This is a genomic window from Rhodococcus sp. MEB064 (genome assembly GCF_000834565.1).
Lineage (GTDB): Bacteria > Actinomycetota > Actinomycetes > Mycobacteriales > Mycobacteriaceae > Rhodococcoides.
Map to the genome: position 1 here is coordinate 65,218 of NZ_JXQS01000021.1, position 23,435 is coordinate 88,652.

The window sequence follows — 23,435 nt, forward strand, 5'->3', positions numbered from 1 at the left end:
TCGTATCGAGCGGCGTGTCAGAGCGTCAGGTTCGCTCCGGATTCGGCGTCGAAGATCTGCACGCGCTTCGGGTCGAACCACAGGTCGATCGACTGCCCCATGCGGGCGTTCGATTCGGCCGACAGCCGCGCCACCAACTGACCACCGTCGGTACCCGAGTCGGCCGCGAGCTCGTCGAGCTCGCGTGAACTGACCTTGGGTCCCTCGGCGGTGAAGTAGATGTACTTGTCGGATCCCATGGACTCGAGGACGTCGACTCGCGCGGAGAACGTGCTGCCGTTGATGCGCTGGTAGGACTCGATCAGCGCAGCATCCTCGAGGTGCTCGGGGCGGACGCCGACGACGACGTCGCCCTTGACGTTCTTCTGCGAGATCTTCTGTCGCGCTTCGTTGTCCAGCGTGATCTCACCGAGCGAGGTGGTGACACCCGAGTCGGTCAGACGGCCGGCGACGAAGTTCATCGACGGCGATCCGATGAAGCCGGCGACGAAGAGGTTGCGCGGGCGGTCGTAGAGCTCCTGCGGGGATCCGATCTGCTGCACCAGTCCGCCGCGCAGGACGACGACGCGATCGCCGAGGGTCATGGCCTCGGTCTGGTCGTGCGTGACGTAGACGGTGGTGGTCTCGAGGCGCTTCTGCAACTGGGCGATCTCGGTGCGCATCTGCACGCGCAGCTTCGCATCGAGATTCGACAGCGGCTCGTCCATGAGGAACGCCTTGGGGCTGCGCACGATCGCGCGTCCCATCGCGACACGCTGGCGCTGTCCACCGGAGAGGTTGGACGGCTTGCGGTCGAGGTGCTGGCCGAGGTCGAGGATCCGCGCCGCGTCGTCGACCTTCTTCGCGATGTCCTCCTTGCTCATCTTGGCGAGCGTCAGGGGGAACGCGATGTTGTCGCGCACCGTCATGTGCGGGTACAGCGCGTAGGACTGGAACACCATCGCGATGTCACGGTCCTTCGGTGCGCGTTCGTTGACACGCTCACCGGCGATCCGCAGTTCACCGCTCGAGATGTCCTCGAGGCCGGCGATCATGTTGAGAGTGGTCGACTTACCGCAACCCGACGGACCGACGAGAATGATGAATTCCCCATCGGCGATCGTGATGTCGACGTCGCTCACTGCCGCGGCGCCGTCCGGGTACAGCTTGGTCACTTTGTCCAGAACGATTTCGGCCATTGACTTATCCCTTCACTGCGCCGGACGTCAGGCCCGCCACGATACGACGTTGGAAGAACAGGACGAAGATGATGATCGGGATGGTGATGACCACGGCCGCGGCCGCGATCGATCCCGTCGGTTCCTCGAACTGCGAACTACCGGTGAACTGAGAGATCGCTGCGGGCACGGTGACCGAACGTTCGGTGGCCGTCAGCGAGATCGCGAGGAGCAGGTCGTTCCACGCGAAGATGAAGACGAGGATCGCGGCGGTCACGATGCCGGGTGCCGCGAGCGGTGCGATGACCTTGCGGAACGCCTGTCCGGGGGTCGCGCCGTCCATCTTCGCCGCCTTCTCCAGCTCCCACGGGATCTCCCGGAAGAATGCGGAGAGCGTGTAGATGGCGAGCGGCAACGCGAAGGTGATGTACGGGATGATCAGGCCCGGCCAGGTATCGAACAAGCCGAGGGCGCGCTCGATGTCGAACAGCGGTGTCACCAGCGAGATCTGGGGGAACATCGCGATGAGCAACGCGGCGCCGACGAGCAACTTCTTGCCGGGGAAGTCCAACCGCGCCACGGCGTACGCCGCCATGGTGCCGATCACGACGGCGATGAGCGTGGTGATCAGACCGATGCCGATCGAGTTGATCAGCGCACTGGTGAACTGCGACGTCTGGAAGATCCCCTTGTAGTTGTCGAACGTCCACGTGGTGGGGATGAACTTGCCGTCGGCGATGTTCGCCACCGGCTTGAACGAGAGACTGATGATCCAGACCAGCGGGATCAACGCGTACAGAAGGACGAGGAGGTTGACGATCGACCAGCCGGCCTTCGTCTTCGTGGTGGCTGCCATGGGTCAGCGTCCTTCCGCGTCGGAGCCGGGTGCGGACGCCCCGAACAGTTTGATGAAGACGAAGGCGATGATGGCCACGCAGAAGAAGATCAGCACACTGATGGCCGAGCCGATTCCGAGGTTGAAAGCCCCGAAGAGGTTGTCGTAACCCAGAATCGACAGTGAGCCGGTGCTGTTGCTTCCCTTCGTCAGAACGTAGATGTTGTCGAAGATGCGGAAAGCATCGAGCGTGCGGAACAGCAGCGCCACCAGGATGGCCGGCTTCATCAGCGGAATGATGATGCGGACCAGGCGGGTCCAGGCACCGGCGCCGTCCACCTGGGCGGCCTTGGTGAGGTCGTCAGGAACCAACGCGAGACCGGCGAGCAGAAGCAGCGCCATGAACGGCGTCGTCTTCCACACCTCGGCGAGGACCACGATGGCCAGCGACGGAATCTGCTGTGTCAGCGGCGCACTGCCGTCGGGGAGGAGATTGGCCAGGTAGCCCGTCTCCGGTGTCCACGCGTAGTACCAGCTGTATGCCGCCGCGACGGTGACGATGCCGTACGGGATGAGGACCACGGTGCGCACCAGCCCGCGCCCGAAGATGGTGCGGTGCATGACCAGAGCGACGGCGAGTCCGAGGACGAACTCGATGGCGACCGAGATGACGGTGATCGCCACCGTCACGGCGAACGCCGTCCACCAGTACCCGTCGGTGAGGACGGAGACGTAGTTGGAGAGACCGACGAATTCCTTGTCGTCCGGGAATGCCAGGTTGTACTTCTGCAGGCTCAACCAGAACGCGTAGATGATGGGATACGCGGTGACGGCGAGCATCAGGATCGCGGCGGGAGCGATCAGCAGCAAGCCGAGCTTGCGCTCCGCCTTCTTCCCCTCGGACAGCGCTTCGGCCGCTTTCGCGTGCTTCTGCGTGCGCCGGGGCTCTTCGGTGACGGTCATGGGATCAGCCCTTCGGAGTTCACGGCCTGGCGCACCAGGTCGGCGAGCTTGTCGACGTCGCCGACCGGATCGATGTCCTGCGGCGGGTTCAGTGCGTCGGTGAGGAGAATCGAGATGGACTGGTACGCAGGCGAGACGGGCCGTACTGCCGCACTCTCGATCGATCCGAGAACGCCTTCCCACGCCGGGTACGCCGCCTGGAACTCCGGGTCGTCGTACAACGACCGGATCACCGGGGGCACACCGCCGTCGACGGCGTTGTTGCGCTGGTTCTGCTCGTCGGTCAGGCAGGCCACCGCGGCCCACGCCTCGTCGGGATGCTCGGTCGTCTTGGCGACGCCGATGTTGAAGCCGCCGATGGTGACCTTCGCGGGCTCACCGGGTGTGACGGACGGGTAGGGGGCGCTGCGGAACACCTCGTTCACCGCCGCATCCTGCTGCTCGGCGGGAACGCTCGAGAGGTCGAGGAAGGAGACTCCGCCGGCAGCGGCGTTCTCCTTGAGTCCGGGAAGCACGAAGGGGTAGTTCACCTCGGCGAACATGCTGCCCGCCTCGACGCCCAGACGTGCTGTGCCCTCGTCGCTCTGGGACACGGAGGGATCCGCGCCGGGCGCGGTCGCGACACTCTTGATGATCGAGAGTGCCTTCTCCGTCGCCGCGCGATGCTCGGGAGTGTCGTTGAGCGTCACGGTGGTGCCGTCCTCGCCGACGACGGATCCCCCGGCGCTCTCGAGCAACGTGTTGAACCAGACCATGAAGCCCTCGTACTGCTTGGCCTGCACGCCGATCGCGGCGGGCTTGCCGGACGCCGCGTTCTCACCGGCAGTGGCGATCAGGTCGTCCCACGTGGCGGGGGGCTGACCGTTCGGCACCATGTCCGGTCGGTACCAGAGCAACTGGGTGTTCGAGTTGAGGGGGACCGCGTAGAGCTGGTCCTTCTTCTCCGTCTCGGGGTCGAGCCACTCCGCGGTGGCGAGCGGGCCCTCGAGCACCGATCCGTCCCGCAGCTTCGCCGACAGGTCGTCCGGAACCGGAAGTGCCCAACCGGCTTCGGCGAACTCGGCGGTCCAGACGACATCCAGCGTCATCAGGTCCAGAGTCCGGTCGTTGCCTGCCAGGCGGCGGGCCAGCTGCAGCCGCTGGTCGTTGGCGCTCTTCGGCAGTGTGCGTTGCTCGACGCGGTACTTACCGCCGGATTGATCGGTGCACGCCTGCGCGGCGGCTGCGTACTGCTCGGCGCCGTCGGCTGCGGTGTAGAAGCTCAGCACGATCCCGCTGTCGGATGATCCACACCCCGCCAACAGACTGCCTGCCACCACCGCGGCGGCTCCTGTAGCTGCGAGTTTCCTCGCCCTGTACCTCTTCGGCACGACCGCCTCCTCTGCCGCAGGAGAAGGTACCGAGGTTCGGACCCGACTCCGCAGCGTGTGCTTCGTTGGACACGCATTCCCTGCGAAGTGGAACCTAGTCGAAAGCTGAGAGGATTTAGTGCGCTTGGTACAACACCGTGACAAATCCGGTACATCGTGAGCGCTGCCGGTACGCGGCAGTGCTCAGATCGCGAGGCGTGCCAGGAGATCGCGTGCTTTCTCCGCGGACTTCGGTTCGCACAGCACGTCGTACCGACCGGCGACCAGCTGCATGGTGGACGCGAAATCGCGCTGGCCCTTGGTGGCCGCGTACGGGATGCTCGCGGAGATCAGCCCGAAGACGATGCCGCCCAGCACACCGACGACGAGCGCGGACAGGTAGTTGGTGTCGGTGATGATGCTCAGCACCAGGCCGAGGAACACACCGAGCCAGGCACCCGAGATGACGCCGCCGCCAATGACTTTGGCCCAGGTGAGACGACCGATGACGCGCTCGACCTGCATGAGGTCGACGCCGACGATGGTGACGTCCTGGACGGAGAATTCCTGATCGGAGAGGTAGTCCACCGCGCGCTGCGCCTCGGCGTACGTGGGGTAGGACCCGATGGGCCATCCCGACGGCGGAGTGGGCAGGCCTTGTCCGGGGCGGCCGGGCTGCGACATGGGGTTGGTCATGACTCCATTGTGCCTGGCGAGCCGGTCCGGCCGCTGGGGAGGACACCCGACGCACGTCCGGCCTCGAGGATCACGCGCGCCATCCGGTGCCCGGCCTCGTCGACCATCTCTCCGTCCACCACGACCGCACCGCGAGCTCCCCCGTCGGCCGACAGGTGTCCCCGGTACGTCTCGACGATGGCGTGCGCTCGGTCCACGTCGGCCTGACGCGGTGAGAACGCCTCGTTGGCCGCGTCGATCTGCGTCGGATGCAGAACCCACTTGCCGTCGTATCCCAACGCGGCGGAATGCCTCGCGGCCGCGACGAACCCGTCGAGGTCGCGCACCTGGACGTACGGACCGTCGATCGCCTGCAGCCCGTGGGCGCGAGCGGAGAGCAGGATCGTCATCAGCACGTGGTGGTAGGCATCGCCCCTGTCGTATCCGTCGGGCTGCTCCCCTACCGTCAGGGTTCGCATTCCCACGTCGGCCATGAAGTCGCCGGGGCCGAACACCAGGGTCTGCACACGGGGAGACGCCGTCGCGATCGCATCGATGTGCAGCAGCCCCACCGAGTCCTCGATCTGCGGCTCGATCCCGATGCGTCCGACCGGGAGTCCCTGCTCCCGCTCGATCTGCGTCACCAGCAGATCCAGCGCCTGCACCTCGCCGGCCGTCCTGACCTTCGGCAGCACGATCGCGTCCAGATGTCGCCCCGCTCGACCGGTTACCTCGAGCACGTCGCGGAACGTCGCGTCCGTCGTCCAGTCGTTGACTCGCACCAGACGTAGTTGTGGTCCCCAGCTGTCGCTGCCGAGCGCGTCGGCCACCGCTGCGCGCGCCTGGTCCTTGGCGGCCGGTGCGACAGCGTCCTCGAGATCGAGGAACACCGCATCCGCGGGCAGGGACAGCGCTTTGTGCATCATCTTCGGACTGCTGCCGGGCACGGCGAGCACGGAACGTCGCAAGCGTGGGGTCACCAGCGCACACTATCGGGCGCGACCGGTCGAAGGCCCGGCGTCTAGTGTTGCGGCCATGGCAGCAGTGAACAAGGTGTTCGCCGCCAGGCTCGCGGGCCTCGTGGTGCTCGGACCCGACGGCGAGAGCATCGGTCGTGTGCGCGACATCGTCGTGACGGTTCGCGTCGGCCGCCAGCAACCGCGCGTGCTCGGGCTCGTCGTCGACCTGGCCACGCGCCGCAAGATCTTCGTCCCGATGCTGCGTGTCACCGCCATCGAGCCGACGTCGGTGACGTTGACCACCGGGAACGTCAGTATGCGCCGTTTCGTCCAGCGCCCGGGCGAGGTGTTGGCTCTCGCACAGGTGCTCGATTCCCGTGTGCGCACCGACGATCCGGACGCCGAGGATCTCCACGACGTCGATTCGGTGGTCGTCGATCTCGGTATCGAGCAGACTCGCACGCGGGACTGGGTCATCTCCCGCGTCGCCGTCCGTCCCCACCGCACTCGGTTGGGTCGACGCGGCAGCATGCACGTCATCGACTGGCAGAACGTGCAGGGGCTGACGCAGTCGGATCTGTCGCGGCCGGGCCAGGGAGTCTCGCAGCTGTTGGAGCAGTTCGAGGGACTCCGTCCGGCCGACGTCGCCGACGCCATCCGCGACCTTCCGGAGAAGCGACGTCTCGAAGTGGCCTTCGCCCTGGATGATCAGCGTCTCGCCGACGTCATCCAGGAGATGCCCGACGACGACCAGATCGACCTGGTGCAGGCACTCGCCCCGGCCCGCGCCGCGGACGTGCTCGAGGCCATGGATCCCGACGACGCGGCCGACCTTCTCGGAGAACTACCGGAGACGGAAGCGGAATCCCTTCTGCGACTGATGGACCCGCAGGACTCCGAACCGGTGCGCCGACTGCTCGAGCATTCACCGGACACGGCCGGCGGCCTCATGACTCCGGAACCCGTCGTGCTCAGCGCGTCGGCGACGGTCGCCGAGGCACTGGCCCGCGCCCGCAACCCGGATCTGACCCCGGCGCTCGCGTCGTTGGTGTTCGTCGTCCGGCCGCCCACCGCGACGCCCACCGGCCGGTACCTCGGCTGCGTGCATCTGCAACAGCTGCTCCGAGAACCCCCGGCGAGTCTGGTGGGAGGTGTCATCGACACGACGCTGTCGACGCTCTCCCCGGACGACAACCTGGCGGCGGTCACCCGATACTTCGCCGCCTACAACCTGGTGTGCGGTCCGGTGGTCGACGCCGAGGAGCATCTCATCGGCGCGGTCACCGTGGACGACGTCCTCGATCATCTACTTCCCGACGACTGGCGCGAACAGGAGCACGTGGGACATGAGTGAGAAGTCGACGGCGACAGCCCGTCAGCGGCTCGACACCCCGCGCGGCTCGCGACGATTCAAGATCGACTTCGATGTCGATTCCGTCGGCCGTACGGGCGAGAACGTCGCGCGGTTCCTCGGCACCGGCCGCTATCTGGCCATCCAGACCGGGATCGTGATCGTCTGGATCCTGCTGAACGTCTTCGCGGTCAGCCTGCAGTGGGATCCGTACCCCTTCATCCTCCTGAACCTGGCGTTCTCGACCCAGGCCGCCTACGCCGCACCGCTGATCCTGCTCGCGCAGAACCGGCAGGACGACCGTGACCGCGTGTCGCTCGAAGAGGATCGCTCACGCGCCGCGCAGACCAAGGCGGACACCGAGTTCCTGGCACGGGAACTGGCCGCGCTCCGCATCGCCGTGGGCGAGGTGGCCACCAGGGACTACCTCCGACGCGAATTGGACGACCTCCGGGCCGCATTGCTGGACCCGGCGTCGGCCGCGGCGGAGGAACAGAAGGCGCGCAAGAAGACTCGCAAGAAGCCCGTGGACGACCAAACAACTCGTTTCGACCACAGCGAAGACACGCGACGGTAACCTCGGTCACACTGCACGTCGGGTCTCGGTGAGTGTGCAGACGAGTTGTCGTGGGGGTTTGTCCATATGCGCGTCGGTGGAATCGTCGGAGCATCCATCCTGGTTCTGAGCGCGGTGACGGTGGCCGCGGGATCGGCCACCCCGAGTTCCGCACACGCTCCTGTCGCGATGACGGCATCGGAGAGTGTGCGCACAGTTCCCTCGCGGGACACGTCCGTCGGGCTCGTCGAGCCGGCAGACCGAACTCCTGTGGTCTTCCGTTCGCCCAGACCGGCCGCCGCGCCTGCCGGAGCCCCGGCGGCACCCGCGGCGCCGCTGGCGTCGATCCTGGTCGGTGCACTCGGAATTCCCGAGCTGGTGCTGCAGGCCTACCGGTCCGCCGAGACACAGATGGCGACGACGACACCGGGATGCCACCTGCCGTGGCATCTGTTGGCCGCGATCGGCCGTATCGAGTCCGGTCATGCCGGCGGCGGACGTACCGATGCCGGCGGCACCACGATCACGTCGGTGCTCGGACCGGTTCTCGACGGTCGGTCCGCCGCGGACGCCGTCATCACCGACACGGACGGTGGCGCGCTGGACGGCGATCCGGGCCACGATCGAGCCGTCGGGCCGATGCAGTTCATCCCGGCGACCTGGGCCGGCTACGCCTCGGACGGGAACGGCGACGGCAAGAGCGATCCGAACAACGTCTTCGACGCGGCACTGGGGGCCGGCAAGTACCTGTGCTCCGGTGGCCTCGACATGACGAATCCGGCGCAGGCCACCACCGCCGTCATGCGCTACAACAATTCGGCGGCCTACACGGCCAACGTGCTGGCGTGGTCGGCCGCGTACTCCGGCGGCGGCACCCCCGTCGTCGGCCGTATCGGCGAGGCTGCGCCTTCTCCGGCCGATGCTCTCGCCGTGGCTGCGGCGGCCTCGACCACCGCGTCCGTCACGGATCCGAGCACGACGGCGGCACCGACGACGGAAGCCCTTCCCGCGGCGCCGTTGACGCCCGTGGAGCAGCCACCGGCCTTCGGCATCCCCGGGTTGCCTCCGCTGCCGGTGATCGAGCTGCCGACCATTCCCTGCCTGCTGTGCCCGCCGGCGCCGCCGGCCCCTCCCGAGCAGGCAACACCCGTCACCACTCCGTGACGGAGGTCTCGCTCATCACGGTGAGGTAACGGAACGGCAACGGATCAGGTACCCTCGCTCCCGGCAAGCAAATGTCGGAGAGTCCCGAATCGGGACGGAGAAGTCGTCGCGGATCACAAGTCTCGCGAGGGCGAGGAGGTTGTGTATCCGTGGGTCGGCACCGCAAGAGATCGTCTTCCACAGTGCGACGGAACACGGTCATCGCGTTGACCGGCCTGATTCCGGCAGGGGCCATCACGGTCGCCAGCGGATACGGGGCCAGCGCCGACATCCCGTTCCTGCAGACCCGTGCCGCCGCGAACGAGTCCGTGCTCGAACCCTCGGTCGTCGCGCCGGCCGTGGCCGTGGCACCCGCCCCCGCTCCGGCCCCCGAGCCCGCGCCCGCCTCGCCTCCCCCTCCCGCAGCGCCCGCCCTGCCGGAAAGTCTCGCCGCCGGACCCCTCGGAGTGCCCGGAATCAACGTCGCCGCGTACCGGAGCGCCGAGCAGTTGCTCGCACAGAGCACCCCCGGGTGCTCGATGAACTGGGCGCTGCTCGCCGGCATCGGTCGAGTCGAGTCCACCCACGCCAACGACGGAGCAGCCGGAGCCGACGGCACCCTCTTCGAACCCATCCTCGGTCCCGTTCTGGACGGATCGTTGGCCGGTAACAACGTGATCATGGACACCGACGGCGGCGAGCTGGACGGCAATGCCACCTACGACCGCGCGGTCGGGCCGATGCAGTTCCTCCCGGAAACCTGGAAGCACTACGCGACCGACGGCAACGGCGACGGCAAGGCCGACCCCCAGAACCTCTTCGACAGCGCCGCGACCACCGGAAAGTACCTCTGCGACGGAGGCCTGAACATGGCCGACCCGCTGCAGGCGACGCGCGCCATCCTCCGCTACAACAACTCGATGGCCTATGTCGCGAACGTCGTCGCCTGGTCCGTGGCGTACTCCACCGGCATCGCCCCCGCCGAAGCGGACCTGCCCCGAATTCACTGAGCCGGTAACGCCTACCATCGGGGCATGCCCGTAGCCACCGAATCGGACGTTCGTAGCGCACTCGCGCGCGTGAACGACCCCGAGATTCGCAAGCCCATCACCGAACTCGGCATGGTCAAGAGCGTCGCTCTGAGCGAGGACGGGTCCGTCGACATCGGAATCTTCCTCACCACCGCCGGGTGCCCCATGAAGACCGAGATCTCCGACCGCGTCACCAAGGCCGTCGCCGACGTCGCGGGAGTCGGCGCCATCCGGGTCGAACTCGACGTCATGAACGACGAGCAGCGCACGGAACTTCGCAAGTCGTTGCGCGGTGATTCTGCCGAACCCGTCATCCCGTTCGCCCAGCCCGGATCGCTGACGCGCGTCTACGCCGTCGCCTCGGGCAAGGGTGGCGTCGGGAAGTCGAGTGTCACGGTCAACCTCGCAGCGGCCATGGCGGCCAAGGGCCTGTCGGTCGGTGTCCTCGACGCCGACATCTACGGGCACTCCGTCCCCCGCATGCTCGGCACCGATGCGCGGCCCACGCAGGTGGAGCGGATGATCATGCCGCCCGTCGCGCACGACGTGAAGATGATCTCGATCGCCCAGTTCACCCAGGGCAACACTCCCGTCGTCTGGCGTGGACCCATGCTGCACCGTGCGCTGCAGCAGTTCCTGGCCGACGTGTTCTGGGGCGACCTGGACATCCTGCTGCTCGATCTGCCGCCCGGCACCGGCGACGTCGCCATCTCGGTCGCCCAGCTGATTCCCGGCGCGGAGATCCTGGTCGTGACCACCCCGCAGCAGGCGGCGGCCGAGGTGGCCGAACGTGCCGGCGCCATCGCGCTGCAGACCCGTCAGCGGGTCGTGGGCGTCGTGGAGAACATGTCCTGGCTCGAACTCCCGGACGGCACTCGCATGGACGTGTTCGGCACCGGCGGCGGACAGGCCGTCGCGGAGCGCCTCACCGTCGCCGTGGGCGCGAAAGTGCCACTGCTGGGCCAGATTCCCCTGGACACCGCGGTGCGCGAAGGCGGCGACTCCGGTATCCCCATCGTGCTGAGCGCACCGGAGACACCGGCGGCGAAAGCGATGATCGAGGTGGCCGAGAAACTGTCCGTGCGCAGCCGCGGACTGGCCGGAATGAGCCTGGGCATCGACACCACCCGGCACCTCTGACGAGTTAGGTCGCGTCCGGATCGATCGGCGGCCGCTCCCCGGTGGGGAGCGGTGCGCCGGGCGACTTGCTCATGTTCGGCGTGGAACCGCCGGCCGGAGTTTGCGGCTTCTCGTCGAACTTGCCGGTGAAGATCGAATCGTCGCCGTCGAGAAGGTGCTTGGTGATCACCGCGCGCGGGCTCATGCCGCGCAGCTGGTTCAGATCGGCGAGCGGCTTGCGCAGGTCGTCGAAGTCCGTGCCCAGCTCGTCCTTGAGTTGCTGACTCGCGCCGCTGGCGTAGTCACGGACCTGACGCAGCGATTTCGTCGTCCACGTGATGGCGCCGGGAAGTCGTTCCGGGCCCAGGACGACGAGTGCGACGACGAGCAGCACCATCATCTCGCCCCAGCCGATGTTCGAGAACACCCCTACAGCCTACGCATCCGAGACCGGGGTGACGGACACGTCCACAGTGCGTCCCGACCGAACCAGCTGAACCTGTACTGCTTGTCCGATCTGCTGTTCCTGCACGGCGACCGTGAGCTCGTCGGCGCCGCTGACCGTGCGGTCTCCGACGCGGACGATCACGTCGCCCTCGGCGATCCCGGCCTGCTGCGCCGGACCACCGGCGGTCACGTTGGCCACCTCGGCACCGGTCAGCGCGTCGTTGACCACCGAGCGGACACTGACTCCGATGTCCGGGTGGGTCATGGTTCCGGTGCGGATCAGCGACTGCGCGACCTCGGTGACGTCGTCGATAGGGATGGCGAAACCGAGCCCGACCGATCCCCCGCTCTCACTGCGGATGGCCGAGTTGATGCCGATGACGCGACCTTCCGCATCGATCAGCGGACCACCCGAGTTGCCCGGGTTGATGGCGGCGTCGGTCTGCACGGCATCGATCACCGCGTCGGTATCCGTGCCCTCTCCCGACAGACGGACGGGACGATCGAGTGCACTGACGATGCCACGCGTGACCGTCTTGCTCAGACCGAGCGGCGATCCGACGGCGACGACGTCGTCGCCCACCGCGACGTCCGAGGACTTACCGAGCTGCGCCACCGTCAGATCGGCGACATCCGTCTTGAGTACGGCGAGGTCGGTCTTGGTGTCGCGCCCGACGATCTGCGCGGGCACCTTGGTGCCGTCGGAGAACGTGACATTCAGTGTCGCACCGGGATTGGTGGCCGCCATCGAGATGACGTGGTTGTTGGTGACGATGTAGCCGCTGCCGTCGATGACCACTCCGGAGCCCGTGCCGGCGTTGCCGCCGAACGTCTCCTGGACCGAGACGACCGAGGGGAGAACCGCCTCGGCGACACGCGCCACCTGACCCTGCGGCAACTCGCTCCCGCCCTGCTCGAGGGTGACGCGGGAACTGGTGAGCGAACCTCCGAGATCGGCGGCGATGCTGCCGACGATGCCGCCCAGCAGACCGATGACGAGAGCCACCCCGGCGAGCAACACCAGCGCGCCCGTGGAGACTCGGCGTCCGAACAGCACCTCGCGCGCGCCGATCCTGGTGCCGGGTGCGAGAGGGGCGGGCTCCGGTTCGTCCACGGCGGGCGACACCGACATCACGCGGGACGACGGGATACGCCAGGGATTTTCGGGAGCCGGTTCCGACGCCGGCTCGGGCGCCTCCGGCTCACGCACCAGCGACTCGGCGACACCGGGGGGCCGACCGAAGGCCTCGGTCAACACAGGGTCGGGCGCACCGACACGGATGGACGGGGATTCACGGCGACGAGTCCGGTCGTCGCCGAAGGAGTCACGGATACCGTGCGGCCGACCGAACGCACGGACGACGTGCGAGTCGATGGTCGGACGGTAGAGCGGACGAGGAGGGAGTCGCGGTGTGTCCGCGTCGTCCTTGCTGTCGCCGGTGGGGCGGTACTCGTCGGCTGGAGTCACCTGTGCACGCTACCGCCGACGGAAGCGCGAGCCGACGACCGACCCCAGGCCGTGGCGGAGACCGGAACCGAAGGACGGCTCGGGACGCGTCGTGTCGTGCGGGGTGCACTGCGGAATCTGGCTCAGCAGGCCGAGAAGGGACGACGGCATCGACATATGGGGCGAGGCCTGCAGAGCGATTCGCGCCTGCTGCTGGGCGTCGACCTCGGCGGCGCACGCCGGGCACTCGGAGACGTGGTGCGCGGCCCGCAGATACGGATTCATGCGGAGTTCGCCGTCGACGTAGGCGGCGATCGCCTCGCTCGCGAGGTGATCGGTGGGGCTGAACTGTCGCGGTTCGCGTGCCCGTGTCATTCCTACCTCCACTTCACGCACGTCCGGATGTGGTCACGTACTCGAACACTAACGACGGATACCGCGCGGAAGTTCCCGGCAAGGCACCGACGTCACCGTCACGACGGTACTACTGCGGCGTCACTCCGACGGTGTGAGCGATGCCCGCATCTCGCGGCTCGTGGCGAGATGGTCGCGGAGAGCCTGTCGGCCTCGGTGGATGCGGCTCCGGACGGTTCCGAGCTTCACGCCCAGGGTCGCGCCGATCTCCTCGTAGGAAAGGCCCTCGATGTCGCACAGCACGATAGCGGCGCGGAACTCGGGTGCCAGCGAATCGAGAGCTGCCTGCAGGTCCGGATCGAGACGTGCGTCGTGGTAGATCTGCTCGGGGTCGGGTGTGTCCGACGGGACGCGGTCGTAGTCCTCGGGCAGCGCCTCCATGCGGATGCGGTTTCGACGGCGGACCATGTCGAGGAAGAGGTTGGTGGTGATGCGGTGCAGCCAACCCTCGAACGTTCCCGGCTGATAGTTCTGCAGGGACCGGAACACCCGGATGAACGTGTCCTGGGTCAGGTCCTCGGCGTCCTGCGCGTTGCCGGACAGGCGGTAGGCCAACCGGTACACCCGGTCGCCGTGCTCGCGTACGAGTTCGTCCCAGGACGGCATGGAGGTGGCATCGCCGGTGGCATCGAAGACAGCAGTTCCGGACAGCTCTTCGGTCTCGACCGGTGTCGTCAGGTCGGCGTGTTCGCGCGGGTCGGTCATCATGTCTATCGGTGAACTCCTGTTCGGTCCGAGTTGTTCCGGTACCCGTTCTGCACGCGACCGAAGCTGTGGCGAACTCTCGTGAGGTCAACTCTCTCGCGGACATGTGTGCGACCCGTGTGAAGAGGCTGAGTGTCGGCTGAGAGTTCACAGGCCGACACGTGAGTGGTCACGACGCGTTAGGGTTTTCGCGTGACTGTCGACGCCGCGAAGATGCTGCACTACGCCGAGGAATCCGTCGTCGAGGACGAGGTCCTGCTGGCCGCCCGTGAGAGGGCCGTCGATCTGGGCGCCGCCCCCGTCCCCGCCTCGGTCGGCGCGGTGCTGAGCATGGTGGCCCAGTTGTCCGGTGCGCGAACCGTCGTGGAGGTCGGCACGGGCGCCGGCGTCAGCGGGCTGTGGCTGCTGGACGGCATGCGGTCGGACGGTGTTCTCACCACCATCGACACGGAGCCCGAGCATCAGCGGGCCGCGAAGGAAGCGTTCCGATCCGGCGGTATCGCCGCGTCCCGCACCCGGTTGATCAACGGCCGCGCACTGGACGTCCTCCCCCGCCTGGCGGATGCGTCCTACGACCTGGTGTTCATCGACGCCACCCCACGTGACCACGTCGGGTTCGTCGCCGAGGGTGTGCGGATGCTGCGCCCCGGCGGAGCCTTGATCCTGCACAACGCGCTGCTCGGTGGGCGGGTGGCCGACGCGTCGTCACGCGACGAGGCGACGGTGGCGGTTCGTGCCGCGGCACGTGCCATCGCGGAGAACGACAGCCTCACGGCCGTCGTGTTCCCGCTCGGCGACGGGTTGCTGTGCGCCTCGCGCGTGCCGGAGTGACCTAGATCCAGACACCCTTGCCGACGGCGACGACGCCGTTGGCGCTGACGTTGAACCGCTCCGCATCGCGGTCGCGATCGACGCCGATGATCTCGCCGTCGCCGACGACGACGTTCTTGTCCAGGATGGCGTTGCGCACGACGGCGTTCTTCCCGATGCGCACGCCCGGCATGATGACGCTTCCCTCGACCGTCGCGCCCGCGTCGATGATGACCGACGAGCTCAGCACCGAGTTGCGCACGGTCGCACCGGACAGGATGGATCCCGCGCCGACGATGGATTCCTGCGCCAGGCCGCCCTGGACGAACTTGGCGGGCGGGAGGTTGTCCGCGGATCCGCGGATCGGCCAGCGCTTGTTGTAGAGGTTGAAGATCGGGTGCACGGACACCAGGTCCATGTGGGCGTCGTAGAACGCGTCGAGTGTTCCGACGTCGCGCCAGTAACCCTTGTCCCGCTCGGTGGCGCCGGGAACGACGTTGTCCTTGAAGTCGTAGACCGACGCCATCCCTGCCGCGACGAGAGCGGGAATGATGTTGCCGCCCATGTCGTGATCGGAGTCGGTGTCCTCGGCGTCGGCGCGGATGGCGTCCACGAGCACCTTGGTGGTGAACACGTAGTTGCCCATCGACGCGAACGTCATGGTCGGGTCGTCGGGGGTACCCGGCGGGTCCTTCGGCTTCTCGAGGAACTCGGTGATGTTGCCCGACGCGTCGCTGTCGATGCAGCCGAAAGCCGTTGCCTCACTGCGAGGTACACGAATGCCCGCGACGGTCACGCCCGCACCCGAGTCGATGTGTTGCTGCACCATCTGCTCGGGGTCCATGCGGTAGACGTGATCGGCGCCGAACACGACGATGTACTCGGGATCCTCGTCGGTGATCAGGTTCATCGACTGGAAGATCGCGTCCGCGCTGCCGGTGTACCAGCGCGGTCCGAGACGCTGCTGGGCCGGGACCGGAGTGATGTACTCACCCGCGAAGCCCGAGAGTCGCCACGTCTGAGAGATGTGGCGGTCCAACGAGTGCGACTTGTACTGAGTCAGAACACAGAGTCGCAGATACCCCGCGTTCACCAGGTTGCTGAGCACGAAGTCGATGAGGCGGTAGGCGCCACCGAAAGGGACGGCGGGTTTCGCTCGATCAGCGGTCATCGGATACAGGCGTTTGCCCTCGCCGCCGGCGAGCACGATCCCGAGTACATGCGGCTGGGTCCTCACAACAGTCAACCTATCCGGTTGTGACGAGCAATCGCTACGTATAGGCCGAATGCACCCCGACGCGTTACGTTCGTCTCATGCGAGTGGCGATGATGACGAAGGAATATCCACCTGAGATCTACGGCGGCGCCGGCGTCCACGTGACGCAGTTGGTCGAGCGACTCCGCGCCCTGTGCGAGGTCGACGTGCACTGCATCGGCGCACCGCGCGACACGGCAACCGTGCACTCCCCCGACCCCGAACTGGCCGACGCGAATCCGGCGCTCACGACGCTGTCGACCGGCTTGCGGATGGCGAATGCTGCCGGCGACGCCGACATCGCGCACTCCCACACCTGGTACACCGGACTGGCCGGTCATCTCGCAGCCGAGCTCTACGGCATCCCCCACGTCCTCACCGCGCATTCCCTCGAGCCTCGTCGGCCGTGGAAGGCGGAACAGTTGGGCGGCGGATACCGCGTCTCGTCGTGGTCCGAGCGCAACGCGATGGAGAACGCCGACGCCGTCATCGCCGTCAGTGACGGGATGAAGGCCGATGTCCTGGACTGCTACCCGGGTATCGACCCGGCGCGGGTTCACGTCGTCCGCAACGGAATCGATACCGACGTCTGGCATGCGGGTGGCGCAGCCGACGGCGAGCCGTCCGCCCTCGACGCCGTCGGTGTGCGGTCGGATGCCCCCATCGTCGCCTTCGTCGGCCGCATCACCCGGCAGAAGGGCGTGGGGCACCTCGTCGCTGCCGCGCACGCATTCGACCCGTCGATCCAGTTGGTGCTGTGTGCCGGCGCTCCCGACACCCCCGAGATCGCCGCCGAGACCGAGCAGGCAGTCGACGCGCTGATCGAGAGCCGCGGCAACGTGTTCTGGGTCCGCGAGATGCTTCCCACCGAGCAGATCCGTCAGATCCTCTCGGCAGCAACGGTCTTCGTGTGTCCGTCCGTGTACGAGCCGCTGGGCATCGTCAATCTCGAGGCGATGGCGTGCGAGACGGCCGTCGTCGCGTCCGACGTCGGAGGCATCCCCGAGGTGGTCGTCGACGGCGCCACCGGAACGCTGGTGCACTACGACGCCGCGGACACGGCCGCCTTCGAGGCCGACCTGGCTGCCGCGGTGAATGCTCTCGTCGCCGACGGATCGCGGGCTGCGCAGTACGGAGTCGCCGGGCGTGAACGCGCGGTCGCGGAGTTCTCCTGGGAGTCCATCGCCCAGCAGACGATGGAGGTCTACTCGGCTGCCGTCGACGTCGCGGCAGCGCGGGCGTAGACCCCGACGGTCACCGACACGGTGACCTCGCGGGGAGTCGGCATCGCCTCGACACGTGTTCGCAGATCGTCGGCGGACACGTGCCGGGCGGAGGGGCCCATTCCCACCACGGCCGCGACCTCGTCGTGGCCCAGGGAGATCGGGTACGTGACCGCGGTGCGCTGCTCCCGCTCGAACCGTCCGGCGAGGGTGTCGCCGAGTCGTCGTGTCTTGTTCTCGTCGACCCGGACGAGACCGAGATCGTCCACCAACTCCACGAGGTGACGATCGGTCGGCGTGAGCACGACCAGGCGCCCCCCGGGAGTGAGCACGCGGTGGATCTCGGCAGCGTTGCGGGGGGAGAACACCGACAGAACGACGTCGACACTCTCCGTTCGGACCGGTACGTGGTTCCAGACGTCGGCGACGACCGAGGTGATGCGGGGGTGTGCGCGTGCTGCACGCCGTGCGGCCGCCTTGGACACGTCGAGTCCGATGCCCACCGAGGTCGCTCCGGCACGATCGAGGGCGCGGGCAAGGTAGTGGCCCGTCCCGGCGCCGATATCGAGCACCGTCCGAGTGTCAACGCACGCGTCGGCCACAGCGTCCATCAGGCGGTCGTAGTACCCGCCGTCGAGGAACTGCTCGCGAGCGGCCACCATCTCGGTCGAGTCACCGACGATCTTCCCTCCCGAGCCGGACAGCAGGCTCACGTAACCCTGCCGCGCCACGTCGAAGGTGTGCCCGCGATCGCACAGCACCTGCGTACCGTCCGACTCGAGGTCCGCTCCGCAGTGCGGACACATCAGGAGAGCAACCGCGTCGTCGTTCATCCGATGCCCTCCTTGCCTCGCGCGGTAGGAAAAAGGAACGACCCCACCGGTCGGTGGGGCCGTTCGCAGGGAGTGCCGGTGTTCAGCTGGTGACGCCCTTGAGCTCGTCGCCCAGGGCTGCCGCCTCGTCGGGAGTCAGTTCGACGACCAAGCGTCCTCCGCCTTCGAGTGGAACCCTCATGACGATTCCTCGTCCCTCTTTGGTCGCCTCGAGCGGACCGTCCCCGGTCCGGGGCTTCATGGCCGCCATTCTCTGCTCCCTCCAGATCTGCGCTGACCTGCATTGCGCGCTGCATCAATTCGGTCGCGCCTCGGCGGGGTCCGACGAGGCTCGTGAACTTATTGTTCCCTATCCTCCGGATCCGCGGGTAACGGACACCCTCGAACAGCGGTGGAGCGGGTGTGTACTAGCGCGCCGGAACCCAGCAGTCGGCGACATGGTCGTCGACCATTCCGGTCGCCTGCATCAGTGCGTAGGCGGTCGTCGGTCCGACGAACGACAGCCCGGCCTTCTTCAGAGTCCGAGCGAGCGCGGTCGATTCCGCCGTGACCGCCGGGACATCCGTCAGCGTCGACGGCCGCGGTCGTGCCGGTGGCGCGAAGGACCAGAGCACCGCGTCCAGATCGATGTCCTGATCCACGACGGCCCGCGCATTGCGCACTGTCGCAGTAATTTTCGCTCGGTTGCGCACGATCGCACTGTCGGACATCAGACGCTCGACGTCGTCCTCGCCGAACTGTGCGACCAGCGCGGGATCGAACCCGCGGAAGGCGGCCCGGAACGCTTCCCGCTTACGCAGAATGGTGATCCACGACAGGCCGGACTGGAACGCTTCCAGGGTGATCCGCTCGAAGAGCGCGGAGCGTCCGTGGACGGGAACACCCCACTCGTCGTCGTGATACGCCGCATAGAGCGGGTCCAGCGACGGGTCCCCCGCCCACGCGCAGCGGATGCGGCCGTCGGAGCCCGGCATCGTCACCGAGGTGGCTCCTCGGTGACCTCCGCCGGTTCCGCACCCGAGTCGACGGGCGCCGCCGGTTCCTGCTCCTTCAGGCGCAACCGCAGACTGTCCAACTCGACAGCCAGACGATCGAGCGCCCAATCGACCTCACGGGCGTCGTAACCGCGCAGCGTGATCGAGAACCGCAGAGCCCGCACGTCTCGTCCCGCGATACCGCGTGCGGGCAGAGCAGTTGCCGTGGTGCCTTCGGGCAGCGGTTCCATCTCTTCTCCACGCCCGAAGACGACGGACGCGAGAAGGAACAGAGCCACCGCCACGACGGCGATCACGACGACGTACAGCAGGATCGTCACCATGAGGCGATCCTGCCACGCCTCAACCCCTCGTCTTGTCCACCCAGGTCTTGTCCACCCACGGCCGTACGGTTCGCATCGGCGGCCGGTCGGCGAGCGAGACATCGGTGACCGAGGGAACGAACGTCTCCCCGTCCAGAACGAACTGCGTCAGACCGGCGCCCGAATCCGGGATTCCTGCCCTGGCGAGCATCGTCCCGACGATCTGGCGACTCATCGCGCCCAGTTCGACGAGCGGACGATTGCGGTGGCGGCGGACTCCGAGGTTCACCTGACCGATGGCGTCCATCCCGAGACGGTCGTAGGTGTCCATCAGCAGGCCGATCTCGACTCCGTAGCCCGGCGCGAACGGCACCGAGGACAGGAGTTCCCGAGTACCCGCGTATTCGCCGCCCAGAGGCTGGATGACGCGACCCAGCTCGGGTCGCAACGCGGCCAGCAGCGGTCGGGCGACGAGTTCGGTGACCCGGCCTCCGCCGTGAGCCTCCGCCGATCCTGCCAACGGTCGTCGGTAGTAACCCTTGACCAGGTGGATACCGTCCGTCGTGAGAAGCGGGCCCAGGAGCTTGGGAACGAACTGGGGATCCGGATCGATGAGGTCCGAGTCCACGAAGGCGATCAGATCACCCGTCGTGGCGGCGATCGCACGCCAGAGCACCTCGCCCTTCCCCGGCGCGGGTACCAGTTCCGGAACGGCCTCCTCACGCGAGACGACGGTGGCGCCTGCCGCCGTCGCCCGGATCGCGGTCCGGTCGGTGGAGCCGGAGTCGAGGACGACCAACTCGTCGACGATGCGTCCGAGCAGCGGACTGATCGTGTCGATGACGCCGGCGACGGTCTCTTCCTCGTTGAGCGCGGGAAGGACGACGGACACGGTGCGGTCGCCCTTCGCGGCCTCGAGTTCCTCGAGGGTCCAGGACGGGCTGTCCCAACTGTTCATGCGGTCCCAGTCGGTCGCCGGGGTGATCATGCCTGCCAGTGTCATGCCAAACCTCGCACTGTTCGCGCGGGTGCCCTGGTGCCGGCTATCGCTGCCACCATGTCGACGACCCGTCTCGTTGCTGCCACCTCGTGCACTCGGAACATCCGAGCGCCCTGTGATGCCGTCAAAGCTGTCGCGGCCAACGTTCCCTCCAAGCGTTCGGCAAGTCCTACACCCAGAGTCTCCCCGATGAAGTCCTTGTTGCTCAGCGCCATCAGCACAGGCCATCCGGTGTTTACAAGACTGTCGATCCGACGCAACAGTTCGAGCCCGTGATAGCTGTTCTTCCCGAAATCGTGGGTCGGATCGACGATGATTCCGTCGAGTCGGACCCCCGCGGCACGCGCATTCTCCGCGGAACGGGTCACCTCGGCGACCACGTCGGCCACCACGTCGGCGTAGCGGACGCGGTGCGGACGGGTGCGCGGGACGGCGCCGCCGGTGTGCGAGCAGACGATGCCGGCACCCACCTCGGCGGCGACGTGCACCAGCTCGGGATCCGCACCGGCCCAGGTGTCGTTGATCAGATCCGCGCCCTCGGCGCAGGCGAGACGCGCGACGTCGGCTCGCCAGGTGTCGACGCTGATGACCAGATCCGGGTACGCGGCGCGGATCGCGGCGACGAACGGCACCACCCGCCGCGTCTCTTCCTCGGCGTCCACGGTGGCGCCGGGTCCGGCCTTGACTCCCCCGATATCCACGAGGTCGGCGCCCTCGTCCACCGCGCGGCGTACGGCGTCCATGGCCGCGTCGTCGCCGAACGTGGCGCCCTGGTCGTAGAAGCTGTCGGGTGTGCGGTTCACGATGGCCATGACGAGCGCCCGGTCCGTAGCCACCGGCTTGCCGCACAATGTCGAGTTCGGGATGACGGTCGCGCCGGGTTCGCTCACGTCACCATGATGCCCGGTCACCCGTTCAGGGCTCGAAGATGTCGTCGATGCGCAGCGAGAACGTCGCGGCGAGCCGAAAAGCCAACGGCAGCGACGGGTCGAACTTGCCCGTTTCGATGGACACGATGGTGCGACGGGACACTCCGACCTCGTCGGCCAGACGCTGCTGCGACCACTGCCTGGCGCGTCGAAGCTCCGGGAGAGAGTTCTTCACCGGGTGGATCGTCGCGCGGCGATGCCGTAGCGGATACCGAAGCTGACTGCCGCCGCGACGACCACACTCGCCATCACCAGCGAGCCGTCCACACTGTCTCCGACCGCAGTGAGGACCACAGCTCCGAGACCGGCGAATGCGACGACGTCGGTGAAAGACCCTGCCGCTGCTCGGCCGTACCACGAGGACTCGACCGACTCCTCCTCGTGCACCACAGCGCCGCGAACCGACGCGCGGTCGACAACCGACACCCACACGACACCGACGCACGGCGCAGCGAGGCAGAACGAGAACACCAGGAAACCGACAAGGGCGTCCGAGCCGGCCATGCCGACCGAGACCGCGAGAGCGCCCATGACAGCGGCGAGGACGATGCCGGACGGGACGGAAACCGCCATGGCCGAGACGTCCCGCGAGCCTAGTCTCGTGCGTCCCCACCGGCTTCGACTCTCGGCAGTGTTCATGGAGACCTCGTTCCGGTCGACAGCGTGAAGTACCCTTCACATGAGAAGGGTACTTCACACATGTCCCGACCGCTAAGGGTTCAGCCCTTGGGCAGCTTTCCGGCGCCGACCTCGTCGACGTAGCCGTCGTAGCTCTCGACGTATCCGCCGGACTTGCCCTTCAGGACGTACAGGTCGCCGTCACCGTCGCCGTAGCCGATCTTGCGGAGCTCGACCTTCTTGCTCTTGAACGTCGAGGTGGCCTCGAGGGACTCGACGACGCGGATGAACAGCGGAACCGCGTATCCGGGGAGGTTCTTGTAGGCGTGCTGTGCGAACGAGTTGCCGTCGAAGGACTTGCCCCCGCGCAGCGTCACCGCGGCCATTCCTGCCTTACCGTCCGTCTTGTCGATGTCGACGCCGAAGACCACGGCCTGGTCGACGTCCGGATGCGAATTCAACGCACCCTCGACCTGGGTGGTGGCGACGTTCTCGCCCTTCCACCGGAAGGTGTCACCCAGTCGGTCGACGAAGGCCACGTGCCGGAAACCCTGCTGGCGCACCAGGTCCCCGGTGTCGAACCAGCAGTCGCCGTCCTTGAAGCCGTCCTTGAGGAGCTTCTTGTTCGTCGCCTCCTCGTCGGAGTACCCGTCGAAGGGCGCGCGATCGGTGATCTTCGACAGCAGCAGACCGACGCCGCCGGCACCGACCTTCGACAGGCGACCCGAGTCGTCGCGCTTGGCCTTGCCCGTCTCGTCGTCGTACTCCACGACGGCGTACGGCAACGGGCAGAAGCCTGCGGTGCGGTCGATGTTGAAGGCGTTGATGAAGGCGATGTTGCACTCGCTGGCGCCGTAGAACTCCGCCACGCGCGAGATGCCGAAGCGCGTGGTGAACTCTTCCCAGATCTCCGGGCGCAGTCCGTTGCCCACGATCAGTCTGATCGTGTTGTCGGAGTCCTGCGGAGTCTCGTCCTGCGTCAGCAGGTAGCGGCACAGCTCACCGATGTAGGTGAACGCGGTGGCCTCGTTCTCGCGGACGTCCTTCCAGAAGTTGGACACCGAGAACTGCTTGCCGATGGCGAGGGTGGCGCCGGACGCCAGCACCGACGACAGCGACACCGTCAGAGCGTTGTTGTGATAGAGCGGGAGGCAGCAGTAGAGGACGTCGTTCTTGTCCAGTCGCACGCCCATGCTGCCGAGGCCGGACATGGACTTCATCCACCGGAAGTGGCTCATCAGGCTGGCCTTGGGCATACCCGTGGTGCCGGAGGTGAAGATGTAGAACGCCTTCTCCTTCGCCTGGATCTCGGTGGTGGC

General features: G+C 67.2%; 27 protein-coding genes. 7 read left to right on the forward strand and 20 right to left on the reverse strand.

Annotated features, from left to right (window positions below; all coding sequences use genetic code 11):
* Window positions 1-17: 17 nt before the first annotated feature.
* The 6 genes from RU01_RS11550 to RU01_RS11575 form a co-directional block, all read right to left on the reverse strand.
* Window positions 18-1,178 carry an ABC transporter ATP-binding protein gene (locus tag RU01_RS11550; RefSeq protein ID WP_042574699.1) on the reverse strand — a complete coding sequence of 387 codons (1,161 nt, stop codon included), beginning with the start codon at window positions 1,176-1,178 and terminating at the stop codon, window positions 18-20.
* A 4-nt stretch (window positions 1,179-1,182) separates the two neighbouring features.
* Window positions 1,183-2,013: a carbohydrate ABC transporter permease gene (locus RU01_RS11555; protein WP_042574700.1), complete on the reverse strand. Its 831-nt coding sequence runs from the start codon at window positions 2,011-2,013 to the stop codon at window positions 1,183-1,185.
* A gap of 3 nt (window positions 2,014-2,016) precedes the next feature.
* Window positions 2,017-2,955, reverse strand: a complete 939-nt coding sequence (locus RU01_RS11560) for a carbohydrate ABC transporter permease (protein ID WP_042574701.1) — start codon at window positions 2,953-2,955, stop codon at window positions 2,017-2,019.
* On the reverse strand, window positions 2,952-4,271 hold the full coding sequence (locus RU01_RS11565; protein ID WP_442970498.1) for an extracellular solute-binding protein: 1,320 nt from the start codon (window positions 4,269-4,271) through the stop codon (window positions 2,952-2,954). Before RU01_RS11565 ends, RU01_RS11560 begins: the two co-directional genes overlap by 4 nt.
* 237 nt (window positions 4,272-4,508) lie before the next feature.
* Entirely contained in the window at window positions 4,509-5,000 is a 492-nt protein-coding gene (locus RU01_RS11570) for a general stress protein (protein ID WP_042574703.1), read from the reverse strand.
* On the reverse strand, window positions 4,997-5,959 hold the full coding sequence (locus RU01_RS11575) for an HpcH/HpaI aldolase/citrate lyase family protein (RefSeq protein ID WP_082043056.1): 963 nt from the start codon (window positions 5,957-5,959) through the stop codon (window positions 4,997-4,999). Before RU01_RS11575 ends, RU01_RS11570 begins: the two co-directional genes overlap by 4 nt.
* Window positions 5,960-6,014: 55 nt before the next feature.
* Between RU01_RS11575 and RU01_RS11580 the strand changes: the two genes are divergently transcribed.
* From RU01_RS11580 to RU01_RS11600, 5 genes are all read left to right on the forward strand, one after another.
* A complete protein-coding gene (locus RU01_RS11580) occupies window positions 6,015-7,292 on the forward strand; it encodes a magnesium transporter MgtE N-terminal domain-containing protein (protein WP_042574704.1) in 1,278 nt (425 codons plus the stop codon).
* Window positions 7,285-7,866, forward strand: coding sequence for a DUF1003 domain-containing protein (locus tag RU01_RS11585; RefSeq protein WP_042574705.1), 582 nt, complete (start codon window positions 7,285-7,287; stop codon window positions 7,864-7,866). Before RU01_RS11580 ends, RU01_RS11585 begins: the two co-directional genes overlap by 8 nt.
* Before the next feature lie 66 nt (window positions 7,867-7,932).
* Entirely contained in the window at window positions 7,933-9,009 is a 1,077-nt protein-coding gene (locus RU01_RS11590) for a lytic transglycosylase domain-containing protein (protein WP_042574706.1), read from the forward strand.
* A 149-nt stretch (window positions 9,010-9,158) separates the two neighbouring features.
* Window positions 9,159-9,998 (forward strand): lytic transglycosylase domain-containing protein, encoded by an 840-nt coding sequence (locus tag RU01_RS11595; RefSeq protein ID WP_042574707.1) that lies wholly within the window; start codon window positions 9,159-9,161, stop codon window positions 9,996-9,998.
* A 24-nt stretch (window positions 9,999-10,022) separates the two neighbouring features.
* A complete protein-coding gene (locus RU01_RS11600; RefSeq protein ID WP_042574708.1) occupies window positions 10,023-11,159 on the forward strand; it encodes an Mrp/NBP35 family ATP-binding protein in 1,137 nt (378 codons plus the stop codon).
* A 4-nt stretch (window positions 11,160-11,163) separates the two neighbouring features.
* Here the strand turns inward: RU01_RS11600 and tatB are convergent, their stop codons facing one another.
* The 4 genes from tatB to sigE form a co-directional block, all read right to left on the reverse strand.
* A complete protein-coding gene (gene tatB / locus RU01_RS11605) occupies window positions 11,164-11,565 on the reverse strand; it encodes a Sec-independent protein translocase protein TatB (protein WP_042574709.1) in 402 nt (133 codons plus the stop codon).
* 9 nt (window positions 11,566-11,574) lie between these two features.
* On the reverse strand, window positions 11,575-13,053 hold the full coding sequence (locus RU01_RS11610; protein ID WP_042574710.1) for a S1C family serine protease: 1,479 nt from the start codon (window positions 13,051-13,053) through the stop codon (window positions 11,575-11,577).
* Window positions 13,054-13,062: 9 nt separating this feature from the next.
* Window positions 13,063-13,407 (reverse strand): zf-HC2 domain-containing protein, encoded by a 345-nt coding sequence (locus tag RU01_RS11615; protein WP_042574737.1) that lies wholly within the window; start codon window positions 13,405-13,407, stop codon window positions 13,063-13,065.
* A 120-nt stretch (window positions 13,408-13,527) separates the two neighbouring features.
* The gene (gene sigE / locus RU01_RS11620) at window positions 13,528-14,154 is read right to left on the reverse strand and encodes an RNA polymerase sigma factor SigE (protein WP_042574711.1); all 627 of its coding nucleotides are present in this window, start codon (window positions 14,152-14,154) and stop codon (window positions 13,528-13,530) included.
* Between the two features lie 210 nt (window positions 14,155-14,364).
* On the opposite strand from sigE, the gene RU01_RS11625 reads away from it, so the two are divergent.
* Window positions 14,365-14,982, forward strand: coding sequence for an O-methyltransferase (locus RU01_RS11625; protein ID WP_042574738.1), 618 nt, complete (start codon window positions 14,365-14,367; stop codon window positions 14,980-14,982).
* Between the two features lies 1 nt (window position 14,983).
* Here the strand turns inward: RU01_RS11625 and glgC are convergent, their stop codons facing one another.
* Entirely contained in the window at window positions 14,984-16,198 is a 1,215-nt protein-coding gene (glgC, locus tag RU01_RS11630) for a glucose-1-phosphate adenylyltransferase (RefSeq protein ID WP_042574712.1), read from the reverse strand.
* Window positions 16,199-16,275: 77 nt separating this feature from the next.
* Here glgC and glgA point away from each other — a divergent pair, with 77 nt between their 5' ends.
* On the forward strand, window positions 16,276-17,460 hold the full coding sequence (glgA, locus tag RU01_RS11635; RefSeq protein WP_042574713.1) for a glycogen synthase: 1,185 nt from the start codon (window positions 16,276-16,278) through the stop codon (window positions 17,458-17,460).
* Here the strand turns inward: glgA and RU01_RS11640 are convergent.
* The 9 genes from RU01_RS11640 to RU01_RS11675 all read right to left on the reverse strand — a co-directional run.
* Window positions 17,421-18,272, reverse strand: a complete 852-nt coding sequence (locus RU01_RS11640) for a methyltransferase domain-containing protein (protein ID WP_042574714.1) — start codon at window positions 18,270-18,272, stop codon at window positions 17,421-17,423. The genes glgA and RU01_RS11640 overlap by 40 nt on opposite strands.
* An 82-nt stretch (window positions 18,273-18,354) precedes the next feature.
* A complete protein-coding gene (locus RU01_RS22485) occupies window positions 18,355-18,522 on the reverse strand; it encodes a DUF3117 domain-containing protein (RefSeq protein WP_003406247.1) in 168 nt (55 codons plus the stop codon).
* Window positions 18,523-18,679: 157 nt separating this feature from the next.
* Entirely contained in the window at window positions 18,680-19,246 is a 567-nt protein-coding gene (locus tag RU01_RS11645; RefSeq protein ID WP_042574715.1) for a DNA-3-methyladenine glycosylase I, read from the reverse strand.
* 2 nt (window positions 19,247-19,248) lie between these two features.
* Entirely contained in the window at window positions 19,249-19,590 is a 342-nt protein-coding gene (locus RU01_RS11650) for a DivIVA domain-containing protein (RefSeq protein WP_042574716.1), read from the reverse strand.
* Between the two features lie 19 nt (window positions 19,591-19,609).
* Window positions 19,610-20,572 (reverse strand): glucosyl-3-phosphoglycerate synthase, encoded by a 963-nt coding sequence (locus tag RU01_RS11655; RefSeq protein WP_042574717.1) that lies wholly within the window; start codon window positions 20,570-20,572, stop codon window positions 19,610-19,612.
* Window positions 20,569-21,381, reverse strand: coding sequence for a dihydropteroate synthase (folP, locus tag RU01_RS11660; protein WP_082043061.1), 813 nt, complete (start codon window positions 21,379-21,381; stop codon window positions 20,569-20,571). Before folP ends, RU01_RS11655 begins: the two co-directional genes overlap by 4 nt.
* 103 nt (window positions 21,382-21,484) lie before the next feature.
* Complete coding sequence (locus tag RU01_RS11665; protein ID WP_042574719.1) at window positions 21,485-21,673, reverse strand: helix-turn-helix transcriptional regulator; 189 nt, start codon at window positions 21,671-21,673, stop codon at window positions 21,485-21,487.
* On the reverse strand, window positions 21,670-22,071 hold the full coding sequence (locus RU01_RS11670) for a hypothetical protein (protein WP_042574720.1): 402 nt from the start codon (window positions 22,069-22,071) through the stop codon (window positions 21,670-21,672). Before RU01_RS11670 ends, RU01_RS11665 begins: the two co-directional genes overlap by 4 nt.
* A gap of 146 nt (window positions 22,072-22,217) precedes the next feature.
* A partial coding sequence (locus RU01_RS11675; protein ID WP_042574721.1) for a long-chain-acyl-CoA synthetase occupies window positions 22,218-23,435 on the reverse strand: 1,218 nt, incomplete at its 5' end.